This window comes from Bifidobacterium sp. ESL1133, assembly GCF_058107325.1.
Map to the genome: position 1 here is coordinate 222,251 of NZ_JBYLUI010000003.1, position 12,603 is coordinate 234,853.

Consider the following 12,603-nt stretch of genomic DNA (forward strand, 5'->3'; position numbering starts at 1 on the left):
ACCGCCACCAATATTTCAATATCGATTCACAATCAGGGCCGCCGGACCATTCCGGCGCCACACACCGAAAGGGAACACCAACCAATGGCCATCAACGACAGCGCGCTGGACATGGACAACACCAGCGAAGCCGAGGCGTTCGACCCGGAGCACGACTACCACTCGCTCAACGCGATGCTGAACCTCTACGACGAGAACGGTCAGATTCAGTTTGATGCCGACGTGGAAGCCGAGCGCGCCTACATCGAGAGCCACGTGGAGCCCAACACCATGCACTTTGCCTCCACGGCCGAGCGCATCAAATACCTCGAAGACAACCTGTATTACAACAAGGCCGTCTTCGACCAGTACTCCGCAGAGTTCCTCGACAAGTTCTACCAGCACATCGACTCCTTGGGCTTCGAGTTCGAAACCTTCCTTGGTGCCTTCAAGTTCTACCGCTCCTACGCGTTGAAGACCTTTGACGGCAAGCAGTATCTCGAGGACTTCCCCCAGCGCAGCGGCGCCGTGGCACTCGAACTCGCCGCCGGCGATGAAGACGCAGCCATCAAGTACGCAGACGAGATCATCTCCGGTCGCTTCCAGCCCGCCACCCCCACCTTCCTGAACTTGGGCAAGGCGCAGCGCGGTGAGCCGGTAAGCTGCTTCCTGGTGCGAGTGGAAGACAATATGGAATCCATCTCACGCGGCATCAACTCCGCGCTGCAGCTGAGCAAGCGCGGCGGTGGTGTGGCACTTCTGCTCACCAACCTGCGTGAACAGGGCGCCCCCATCAAGCACATCGAGAACCAGTCCAGCGGCATTGTGCCCGTCATGAAGCTGCTTGAGGATTCCTTCTCCTACGCCAACCAGCTGGGCGCACGCCAAGGCGCCGGTGCAGTGTACCTCAACGCTCACCACCCCGACATCCTGCGTTTCCTTGACACCAAGCGCGAGAACGCCGATGAGAAGATTCGCATCAAGTCCCTGGCTCTTGGCGTGGTCATCCCCGACATCACGTTCGAGCTGGCCAAGCGCAAAGAGAAGATGGCGCTCTTCTCCCCCTACGACGTGGAGCGCGTGTACGGCAAGCCATTCGCCGACATCTCCGTGACCGAGAAGTATGACGAGATGCTCGCCAACGACGAGATCCACAAGACCTACATCGATGCCCGTGAGTTCTTCATGACCCTGGGCGAGGTGCAGTTCGAGTCCGGTTACCCATACATTCTCTTCGAAGACACGGTCAACAAGGCCAACCCCATTGACGGCCGCGTCACCATGAGCAACCTGTGCTCCGAGATTCTGCAGGTCCAGGAACCCAGCACCTACAACGACGACCTGAGCTACGACCACATCGGCCGCGACATCTCCTGCAACCTCGGTTCCCTCAACATCGCCAAGGCGATGGACGGCGGCTTGGCAGATCCGGTCGAGGCAGCCATCCGCGCACTCACCTCGGTTTCAGACCAGACTCACATCGACTCTGTGCCGTCCATCAAGCGCGGCAACGACGAAGGCCACGCCATCGGTCTGGGTCAGATGAACCTGCACGGCTTCCTGGCACGCGAGCACATGCACTACGGCAGCGAAGAGGCACTGGACTTCACCGACATGTACTTCATGACGGTGGCCTTCCACGCCTACAAGGCTTCTCACAGCCTGGCAGTGGAGCGCAACACCAAGTTCGCCACTTTCGACAAGTCCGATTACGCCAAGCCTGCAGGTGCCGGCAACTACTTCGACAAGTACACCGATGGCAGCCGTTCGCTTGAACCGCGCACGCAGGCCATCAAGGATCTCTTCGAGCGTTTCGGCATCGCCATTCCTACAGTCTCTGACTGGGAGCAGCTGCGTGACGAGATTCTGCGCGACGGCATCTACAACGAGTACCTGCAGGCCGTGCCGCCCACCGGTTCGATCTCCTACATCAACCACTCCACGAGCTCGATTCACCCGATCGCCTCGAAGATCGAGATCCGCAAGGAAGGCAAGGTGGGTCGCGTCTACTACCCGGCTCCCTACATGACCAACGACAACCTCGACTACTACGAGGATGCCTATGAGGTCGGTTGGAAGAAGACCATCGACACGTACGCCGAGGCCACTCAGCACGTCGATCAGGGCCTGAGCCTGACGCTCTTCTTCCCTGCCGAAGTGACGACCCGCGACCTGAACAAGGCGCAGATCTACGCTTGGCGCAAGGGCATCAAGACGCTCTACTACATCCGCATCCGCCAGCAGGCGCTGGAAGGCACGGAAATCGAAGGCTGCGTCAGCTGCCAGCTGTAAGGCTCTTCAGTAGAAGCCCATACTGCACAGTGGATTTCCAAGTATGCGCCGAATGGCGTGGTAACGCCTGCAGTATGAGCTGAACTACAATTGGCCCTGTGACAACCTTATTGGGTTGGCACAGGGCCAATCTAGTATCAACACGTTCTTCAGCACGGCACCTTTCAACACACCATTTCTCAACACGAATTTCTCAGCGCACCATTCCTCAACACAAACCTCCCGCGTAACATCTTTTAGCACGATTCTCCCAACGCAACATCCCTCAACACGCCATTTATCAACGCAAGATCTCCCAACACGAATGTCTCAGCACAGCATCCCTCAGTGCAACATTTCTCAGTGCAAGACCTCTCAAGACGAACCTCCCGCTCAGCATCTTTCAACACGAACCTATCAGCACAGCATTTCTCAGCGCAACATCTTTTCAGCACGATTCTCCCAACGCCATATCACCCAATTAAGCCACGTTTAGTTCCCATATCCCAAGTAATGAGCGAGCTACACATATATGAAAACACTCGATTCCCTCATCAGCAAGCGACGCTTCTGACGCGCACAACGCACTGACCGCTACAAAGCCGCCGCTCATACACGTCCAGCGTCGGTTCAGTCGCAATTACTCTGCCTTACGCAACAGAACCGACTCCCGCGCACACTCAACGACGCTTTAACCGCAACCGCCCCCACCTAACGCAACCAAACCGACACCCATCAACATTCAGCGACGGTTTAGCCGCAATCACCCCGCAGCACGCAACAGAACCGACGCTGAATACACGTAAACGACGGTTCTATTGCGCACAACGCATCCAAAGCAACAAAACCGACGCTGAGCGCCGGCAAGCGACGGCTTGGTTGCTTTTACCATGCCACGCGCTACGAAACCGACGCTCATACACGCTCAGCGACGGTTTAGCCGCAGCCACCATACCCAACGCAGCAAAGCCGACGCTCATGAAAGTTTAGCGTCGGTTTAGTTGCGATTGCTCTGCCTCACGCAATAAAGCCGACACTCACACACGTTTAACGACGGTTCAGTTACGATTGCTTCTGCCTCACGCAACCAAACTGACGGCCCATACATGCCCAGCAACGGTTTAGACGCAATCACCCCACCAACGCAACAAAACCGACGCTCATGAACGTTTAGCGTCGGTTCAGTTGCGATTGCTCTGCCTTACGCGACCAAACCGACACTCACGCGCGACAAACCGATGCCCGCGTCTTGGCAATGACCGCCCTCTACCCCAACAATTGTGCCGCAAGCAAAAAGAACAGCTTCTCAGCAGTCGTGCGCCGTATCCCTCCCAGCCCACATGTTAAGGTGACCGAGGACGCTCAACAAGTTGGCACTGAAGAGTTGGCACTGAAGGTTGGAGGCCAGTATGAGGCGCGCATTTGCGGTGGTGCGCCGGGACTTAAAGCGTATGCTCAAGGTTCCGGCGGCCTGGATTATCTTATTCGGGCTTGTGTTCATCCCTCCGCTCTATGCATGGTTCAACATCGCCGGATTCTGGAACCCGTACGGCAACACCAACGGCATCAATGTAACCGTGGCTAACAATGACCGCGGCACTTCTTCACCACTCACCGGCAGCATGAACTTGGGGAAACAAATCACCAGCCAGTTGAAAGCCAACCATCAGCTGGGATGGAATTTCGCCGATGAAGACGAAGCCTTGTGTAGGGTGGAATCAAGCGAAAGCTACGCCGCCATCATCATTCCCAAAGATTTCAGCTCACGCATGGCAGGCGTGGTCGCCGGCAAGGAAAACCGCCCTAAACTCGAATATTACGTGAACGAGAAAGCCAACGCCCTCGCCCCGCGCATGACCGACACCGGTGCCTCTACCGTGGAAACCCAAGTCAATGAAACCTTTGTATCCACTGTCAGCAAAGTGGTTTCAGATACACTCAACAATGCCAACAGCAGCATCTCACAGGCGAGCAATACCGCCACAGCACAAACCATTGACGATCTGACCCATGTGCGGAGCACCGTGACTGCGCTGCATAACGATATTGCCGACCTCAAGACCCACCTGGATGCCGTCCCTTCCAACACCACTAAGGCAAGGGGCAGTTTGGCAAAGTTGAGCCGACAAGGCGCTCAGGCCGGCAAAGATCTCAAGCAAACATCCACCACCATCACCGATTCACAGCAAGCGCTCAACGACTTCTCCGCACATGCCGGCTCCACACTCGACGAAAGCGCAAACTTGCTCTCCAACGCCACGCAGAAAGGGAATATGGCGGTCAACTCGGTGGCAGGCGGGCTGAACGTTGCCAACAGTACCGTGTCATCGTCACTGGCGAGCGCCAAAACCATCGTGGCCAACAACACCCAACTCATCTCGCAGTTGGAAAGCCTCAACCTGCCCAACGGCAGCACCCTCGTCTCCACACTCAGGCAGCAGAACGCACAGTTGAACGATTCAATCAATGCGCTCACCAAACTGAACACCGACAGCGGCACAGCTCTCACCGACACGCAGAATACCGCAAACAGCATCACCACCGCCGCGCAGACCACGCTCGACCAAACCAGCAAAGCACGCCGAGCGCTCATGTCGGGCGCTCTGCCCAAACTCAGCACAGGGTTGAACTCACTGGCGTCAAGCGCATCACAGGTCGGCTCAGGCCTGGAATCACAACGTTCCCTTATCTCGCAATCCACGCTGGTGCTTGACGAGCTCGACAGAGCGGTCGCCAATGCCGAGAGTGCGCTCGATGGTACCAGTTCAGGACTGGACACCATATACAACCAGCTGGGCACGCTCATCACCGACATTCAGGCGATAAGCGCTTCGTCCACACTTGAGGGAAGCGGGCTGCTCGGCAAAGTCACCGGCTCGAACGGCGAGCTCGACACCGCCAAGGTCGCTTCATTGATGCTTTCACCAACCGTGCTCGACACCAAAGTGGTGTATCCGGTCAAGACATACGGCTCGGGAATGGCGCCGTTGTTCACCAATCTGACATTGTGGGTGGGCGCGTTCATGCTGGTGGTGCTGCTCAAGCTGGAGGTGGACGACGATGAGATTGAAGGGCTCACATCGGCGGAACGGTACTACGGAAGATGGATGTTGCTCGCTCTTATCGGCGTGATGCAAGCCGTCGTCACGGTACTGGGCGAGCTCATCATCGGCGTGCAGTGCCAGAGTGCACCCATCTTCATCCTGACCGCCGTGCTGGCCTCCCTAGTGTATGTGAGCATCACCTACGCGCTTTCCACCACGTTCATGCATGTGGGCAAGGCGCTGTGCGTGGGGCTGCTGATTGTACAGATCCCCGGCACTTCCGGCCTGTACCCTATCGACATGGTACCGGGATTCTTCCACGCGATGTATCCTTTCTTCCCCTTCACCTATTCCATCAACGCTTTGCGCGAGACCATCGGCGGGTTCTACCGCTACGATTGGGGCATCAACATGGGCAAGTTGCTACTGTTCGGCGTGCTGTTCTTCGTGGCGGGCATGGCTCTGAAACCGCTGATGGGCAACGTGGCGCAACTGGTCGACCGCGAACTCAAGGCCAGCGACATCATCGTTTCAGAGACCCCGCTGCATAAACCTAACGAGTATCCGCTGTCCCAGGCAGTGCGGGCGCTGGCGGACAACGAAGAGTACCGCGAGTCCATAACCGAGCAGGCCAAGCGTTTCGTTCGTCTGTACCCCAAGCTCATTCATGGTGGATTGGCCGTAGGCCTCGTGATACCGGCCGTGCTGGCGCTGGTCTTCTCGCTCACCACCAGCACCAAGGTGTTTGTGCTGGTGGCCTGGATCGTGTGGTTCCTGCTTGTCATCATCTTCTTGCTCACCGTGGAGGTGATGCGTGACAGCTTGATGCGCCAAGTGCGTTTGGGCTCGCTGGACGAGCGGGATGTGCGCGAGATGATCAACGATTACCACAAATCCAAGCGTCGCAGGCCGCACGGGAAAACAACCGAGAGAGCCGTGCCGCAAACGCAGGAAGGAGACGCACAATGAGGACCATGTGGAAACTGTTCACTGGCGATGTACGCAGAATGACCTCCAACGTCGTCTCCATTATCATCATGATCGGTCTCGTGGTCATTCCGCCGCTGTTCACCTGGTTCAACGTGACAGCCAGCTGGGATCCGTTCGGCAACACTCGAAACCTGAAATTTGCCGTAGCCAACACGGACAAGGGCTACAAAAGCGATTTGGTGCCCATCAAAATCTCCGTGGGCGATCAGGTGGTCAGTCAGCTGCATGAGAACAGCCAATTGGACTGGACGTTCACCAGCAAAGACGAAGCCATCGAAGGCACAAAGTCCGGCGAATACTACGCAGCGGTGATTATTCCATCCGATTTCAGCAAGACCATGATGACGCTGTTCTCTCCCGGAGCCAAACACGCCACACTTGGCTATTACACGAACGAGAAAAAGAACGCAGTGGCATCCAAGGTGACCGGTCAGGGCGCCGACAGCATTGCCAAGCAGGTAAACCAGATGTTCTCGCAGACCATCACTACCGCCGCGCTCGCAGTGGCCTCGGGTCTGATCGACGAAATGAACGAGCCGCAAGCCAAGCAGCGCATGAGTTCGTTCAGCACCAATATCACCGACTTTTCAACCCAACTCACCCAAGCTGCAGCCAATGTGCACGCTTACGGTTCACTCACCACCGCCACCACCGGGCTGTTGGAAGATTCGAATCAGCTGCTTCACACTGCCAACAGCGATGCAAAACACGCATCAAAGCAGCTCAGCGGCACCGGTTTAAATGTCAAAGATGCAACTAGCGCGCTTGATCTCGCAACAGCAGCAACAACCAATGCGCTCAGCGCGAGCACATCCAGCTACACCGCTGTGCGCAACAACGTGGACCAGGCGTTTGCTTCCACTGGGAAAATGGCCGGTGACCTCTCAGAGAGCCTGCGCAAGCAAGCTGGGCTGGTGGGCAAACAGGTTGGGCAATACCAACAAGTCCGCACCGCTCTGGCGGCCCTGCACACCGACGATCCCGCCGGCTTACATGCTGTGCTCGCCGCCTTGGATGCTGTCATCGATCAGCAGAACGACTTGCAGCACTCGCTTGAGCGCACAGCCAACTCGTTGGCCAGCACCAACGCCGACGCGCAAAAACAGCATGATGAAATCATCACGCTCACCAAACAGGCGCAAAACAACATCACTGAGCTCAACACCAATCTGAGCGATACCCTAAAGCCTCAAATCAAGAAGATTTCAGGTACATTGAGCCAGGTCAACACGATTCTGGGACAGAGCGCGGGAACACTTGACGACAATCTGGACACCCTCGATTCCACCACCGGGAAGGCCGCCGGCAAGCTCACTTCCACACAGCAGCAGCTGAACGAAATCTCACAATCGCTCATCACAGCCAGCGACCGCCTCTCTGACTTCAACACCAAACTGGTTCAGGCGCTGAACAGCGACGACATGAGTCAAGTGAAGAAACTGCTGAGCGGCGATACCGAACAGCTGTCCGGAACGCTGGCCGCTCCCGTTGAGCTCGAACGCAATGCCGTCTACCCTGTAGAGAATTTCGGCACATCACTCACACCGTTCTACACGTTCATCCCGCTGTGGGTAGGGTCGCTGCTCATGGCATTGACGCTGCAAACCACAGTTTCACGTAAAACCAAGCGTCAACTGGCTCAGGAACGCACCGGTTGGCATTGGGCGCATGTTCGCGCAAAACAAGCACGCCGAGACCGCGATAACGACCTTGATAAGACGGCCAGTCTGACGGTCGATCAGGCCGGTACACTGTTCGATGAGCCGAAATCCTACCAACTCTTCCTCGGCAGGTTCGGCATTTTCGCACTGATATCGCTGATGCAGAGTACGGCATCGTCCGCCGGCACACTGCTGTTCCTGCGAGTTCACGCCGTTCACCCGTTGCTGTTCATGTTCTCCGCCTGGGTTTCGGGACTGGTGTACGCCTTCATTATTTACACTCTGGTTGCCTGCTTCGGCACCATCGGCAAAGCAGTGTCGGTCATCATTCTTGTCATGCAGGTTTCCGGATCTTCTGGATCGTACCCCCTACAGGTGCTGCCGAAGTTCGTGAGTGCAGTCAATCCGTTCCTGCCGGCAACTCACTCCATTCAGGCTGCTCGTGCCGCTATAGCGGGCATATACGACGGGGATTACTTCAAAGAGCTGGGTATACTGCTTATCTTTGCCTCCGTAGCACTTGTTATCGGACTGGTCACACCGAAACCGACGAAGCTGAATACATGGTTCAATAAGGGAGCCGAGCGCACCAAGCTGATTTGATGCGCTACAGCGGTTGCGGAGATGAAATAGCCGCAAAACAGCGATTACCGGGGCACGATATCGTCGACTCAGCTAACATAAAACGGGCGGGTGCGCTTCCAACTCAACCATTGGAAGCGCACCCGCCCGTTATCTGCGTTGTAAACTATGCCGCGAGCTGGGAGAACTGGCTGTTGTAGAGGTCGGCGTAGAAGCCGCCCTTCTTCAGCAGTTCCTCGTGGTTGCCGCGCTCAATCACATCGCCGTGGTTCATCACCAGGATCATGTCAGCGTCCTTGATGGTGGAGAGGCGGTGCGCGATCACGAAGCTGGTGCGACCAACCGTAAGCTGATCCATGGCCTTCTGAATGAGTTCCTCGGTGCGGGTGTCCACCGAGCTGGTGGCCTCGTCGAGAATCAGAATCGGCGCATCCTGCACCATCGCGCGTGCGATGGTCATAAGCTGCTTCTGGCCTTGAGAGAGCGATGAACTCTCATTGAGCACCGTATCGTAGCCTTGCGGCAGGGATTGGATGTAGCTATCCAGTCCCACAGCCTTGCATGCATCCTCGATCTGCTTGTCGCTCACGCCCTTCTTCGAGTACGCAATGTTCTCCTTGACTGTGCCATGGAACACCCAAGTGTCTTGCAGCACCATGGAGAACTGGTCGTGCACATTGGCTCGCGTGACCTTGGCGGTATCGATGCCGTCAATCGACATGGAACCACTGTTGATGTCGTAGAAGCGCATGAGCAGATTGACCATAGTGGTCTTGCCGGCACCCGTGGGACCAACAATGGCGACCTTCTGACCAGCCTTCACCGAGGCGGAGAAGTCGTTGATAATGGTCTTGCCCGGCACATAGCCGAAGTTGACATCCTGGAACTCCACGTCACCGCGTACGCGCTCATCCTTACCGAGCAGCTCAGCCTTAGCGCTCTCGTCGCTCATCTCAGGCTCCTCAAGGAAGTCGAAGACGCGCTCGGAGGCGGCGGCGCAACGCTGCAGGTTCTGGAAGGCCTGCGCGAACTGAGACAGCGGCTGAGTGAAGAGGCGTACATACATCATGAAGGCCACAATCACACCGAACTCAATCTTGCCATTGAGCGCGAGCGAAGCACCCACGATGCACACGACCACGTAGCCCAGGTTGCCAATGAAGTTCATCATCGGGTTCATGAGGCCCGAAAGGAACTGGCTCTTCCACGCAGAATCGTAAAGGTCGTTGTTGTACTTCTCGAACTGACGGATGGAGTCCGCCTCACCGTTGTAGGCCTTGACGATGGTGTGGCCGGCGTACATCTCTTCGACATGGCCGTTCACATCGCCCAAAGCAATCTGCTGGCGGGTAAAGTACTTCTGCGAGACCTTCATGACCACCAGCATGAGCACACCACCGATCAGTGCCGTCACAATGGCGCAAAGCGTCATGATCACGTTGTTGGCAAACATCATAACCAATGCGCCAACAAACAGGGTCACCGAGGTAATGAGCGAGCCGAGGGACTGGCCGAGCGTCTGGCCGATGGCATCCACATCGTTGGTGATGCGGGAGAGCACGTCGCCGTAGCTGGTCTTGTCGAAGTAGCTCAGCGGCAGCTTGTTGATCTTCTTGGAGATGTCACCACGCAGATTCTGGGCAGTGCGCTGGGTGACGGTAGCCATCATCCAGCTCTGTACATATCCCAGCAAGGCGTAGGCCAAATACAGGGCAACCAGCGTCCAGGCAATCTTGGTGACCGCACCCATATCGATGGAGCCGAGCACCGGCTTGCCGTTCACCAGAGCCGGCAGACCTTTCTGAATCTCGTTGGTCATGTCCTTGAGCTTGTCGGGGCCGATGATCTGGCAGATGGTGCCAGCGGTTCCCAAAACCAAGGCGATGACGACCGCCGGTATGTACTTCTTGCAGTAGCGTACGAGTTTCATCATCACGCCGCTGAAATCGGACGGTTTCTCTACCGTCCTGCGCATTCTTCTTGGCATTTCGTTCCTCCTTACTTACTCGTGCTTCAGGCTGCCAGCTCGTCGGGGCTGAGCTGGGACTGCGCAATTTCCTTATAGAGTTCGCAATTGTCCAACAACTCCCGGTGCGTGCCGATGCCCGCCACCTTGCCGTCGTCAAGCACCACGATGGTGTCGGCGTCCATAATCGTGCCGATACGCTGGGCCACGATGAGCTTGGTCGTTCCGGCAGCCTTTTCTTTCAGGGCATCCCGCACAGCGCGGTCGGTCTTGAAGTCCAGAGCGCTGAACGAATCGTCGAAGATAAGCACTTCGGGCTTGCGGTACACGGCTCGCGCAATGGACAGACGCTGCTTCTGCCCGCCAGAGACGTTGGAACCCGACTGAGCGATGGGAGCCTCCCATGTGCCGTCCATACGTCCCACGAACTCGTCGGCCTGAGCCACCTGGCCAGCCTTGCGTACATCGTCGAGCTGCTGCTCGGTAAGCCCCACATTCTTGGAACTCTGCGCGATAAGCTCAGCTTCACGCTTACGCCCCTTGGCATTGGAAGTATCTGCCAACTCCACTACCTCGGTACGCTCGGCCTTGGATCCGTAACTTACGTTGGATGCCACGGTGCCCTTGAACATCACCGACTGCTGAGGCACATAGCCCAAGCGGGCGCGCAACGCTTCGGTATCCCAATCCTTCACATCCACGCCGTCAACCAACACTTGGCCTTGCGTGGCGTCATAGAAGCGAGGCACGAGGTTGACCAGCGAGGTCTTGCCGGAACCTGTAGCACCGATGAAGGCGACTGTCTGACCCTTTTCCGCCTTGAAGGAGATGCCTTCAAGCATAGGCTTGCGTGCGCCGGGATAAGTGAACTGCACGTTCTTGAATTCCACCGTACCGTTCTGCCCTTCCTTGCCGGAAATGGCAGTGCCGGACTCCACGCTCGGCTCGGTGTCAAGCACTTCCATGACACGCTGAGCCGACACATCCGCACGCGGCCAGAGCACGAAGACCATGCTCACCAGCAGGAAGGCCATAACCACCTGCATGGAGTAGCTGGAGAACACGATCATGTTGGAGAAGACACCCAGCTTGCTGGTGGCACCGGCATCCTTGATGAGGTAGGCGCCGATCCAGTAGATGGCCAGACCCAAACCGTTCATGACGGTGTTCATGACGGGCATCATGATGGACATGGTGCGGGTGGTGAAGAGCTGGGTATCGGTCAGGTCTTTGTTGGCCTTATCGAACTTGTTCTCCTGGTAGTTCTCGGCATTGTAAGCACGCACCACGCGCAGACCAGTCAGATTCTCGCGCGCCACCTGGTTGATGTTGTCGGTGAGCTTCTGCATGGAGCGGAACTTGGGGACAACGAGCGCCATGATGATCACCATGAACACCAGCATGGCCACAGTGGCGATACCAGTGGCCCAAGTCCATTCGTCACCCTTGCCCAAGATCTTGCACACGGCCCACACCGCTTGGATGGGAGCCTTGAAAATCATGAGCACACCCATGGTGATGAACATCTGAATCTGCGTTACATCGTTGGTAGAGCGGGTGATAAGGCTTGCTGTGGAGAATTTGTCCATTTCGGCGGGACCAAAGGATTCCACTTTACGGAACTCGAGCGAGCGCAGACGCTGGCTGAACGAAGCTCCCACGCGGGCCAAGAAGTAGCCCACCGCCACGGCGCATACAAGCGAACCGAGCGATATGAGCAGCATCTTGCCGCCTTCTTTCCAGATCTCCGACATCTCACTGCCTGGGGTCTCCACCAAAGTGGTGACCTGAGACATGTAGTCAGGCAGCTTCAGATCGAAGAAAATCTGCCCGACCATGAACGCGAGACCCAGCAATAGCTGCCCTATCTCCGTTTTGGAGAGGTATTTGCTAATGCGAAGCATTGGTTCCCCTTTCTTTCTTATGTTGCGCGCGGCATGTTCACCAATGGCATCTGTGCAAAACGTGTATGCCATTGCCTTATGTCATCCCGCAACAGCCGAGCCACATAGTCAGTGGCTTGACTTGCTGGATACGGGTTCGCTTACCGAGTACCCTTAAATATCTTCTAGTGTTAACTATTTAGTGTAGTGATTGATAATGTACTCTG

Annotated in this window: 5 protein-coding genes; 3 read left to right on the forward strand and 2 right to left on the reverse strand. The window is 56.5% G+C overall.

All coding sequences use genetic code 11. From position 1 onward, the window contains the following. The first annotated feature begins 111 nt into the window (after positions 1 to 111). The 3 genes from nrdE to AC3B5A_RS04530 all read left to right on the forward strand — a co-directional run bounded on the left by nrdE (position 112) and on the right by AC3B5A_RS04530 (position 8,548). On the forward strand, positions 112 to 2,271 hold the full coding sequence (gene nrdE / locus AC3B5A_RS04520) for a class 1b ribonucleoside-diphosphate reductase subunit alpha (RefSeq protein WP_489799276.1): 2,160 nt from the start codon (positions 112 to 114) through the stop codon (positions 2,269 to 2,271). A 1,388-nt stretch (positions 2,272 to 3,659) separates the two neighbouring features. After that, the gene (locus AC3B5A_RS04525; protein ID WP_489799199.1) at positions 3,660 to 6,263 is read left to right on the forward strand and encodes a YhgE/Pip domain-containing protein; all 2,604 of its coding nucleotides are present in this window, start codon (positions 3,660 to 3,662) and stop codon (positions 6,261 to 6,263) included. Then, positions 6,260 to 8,548, forward strand: a complete 2,289-nt coding sequence (locus AC3B5A_RS04530; RefSeq protein WP_489799201.1) for a YhgE/Pip family protein — start codon at positions 6,260 to 6,262, stop codon at positions 8,546 to 8,548. Before AC3B5A_RS04525 ends, AC3B5A_RS04530 begins: the two co-directional genes overlap by 4 nt. A gap of 145 nt (positions 8,549 to 8,693) precedes the next feature. Here AC3B5A_RS04530 and AC3B5A_RS04535 read toward each other — a convergent pair whose 3' ends face one another. Together AC3B5A_RS04535 and AC3B5A_RS04540 are read right to left on the reverse strand one after the other, a co-directional pair. After that, positions 8,694 to 10,514, reverse strand: coding sequence for an ABC transporter ATP-binding protein (locus AC3B5A_RS04535; protein WP_489760594.1), 1,821 nt, complete (start codon positions 10,512 to 10,514; stop codon positions 8,694 to 8,696). 26 nt (positions 10,515 to 10,540) lie between these two features. Beyond that, complete coding sequence (locus AC3B5A_RS04540) at positions 10,541 to 12,397, reverse strand: ABC transporter ATP-binding protein (protein ID WP_489760593.1); 1,857 nt, start codon at positions 12,395 to 12,397, stop codon at positions 10,541 to 10,543. Between the last annotated feature and the right edge of the window lie 206 nt (positions 12,398 to 12,603).

Coding starts and splice junctions, on each gene's coding strand:
- AC3B5A_RS04525 (WP_489799199.1), top strand. CDS start 3,660: ATGAGGCGCGCATTTGCGGTGGTGCGCCGGGACTTAAAGCGTATGCTC.
- AC3B5A_RS04530 (WP_489799201.1), top strand. CDS start 6,260: ATGAGGACCATGTGGAAACTGTTCACTGGCGATGTACGCAGAATGACC.
- AC3B5A_RS04540 (WP_489760593.1), bottom strand. CDS start 12,397: ATGCTTCGCATTAGCAAATACCTCTCCAAAACGGAGATAGGGCAGCTA.
- AC3B5A_RS04535 (WP_489760594.1), bottom strand. CDS start 10,514: ATGCCAAGAAGAATGCGCAGGACGGTAGAGAAACCGTCCGATTTCAGC.
- nrdE (WP_489799276.1), top strand. CDS start 112: ATGGACAACACCAGCGAAGCCGAGGCGTTCGACCCGGAGCACGACTAC.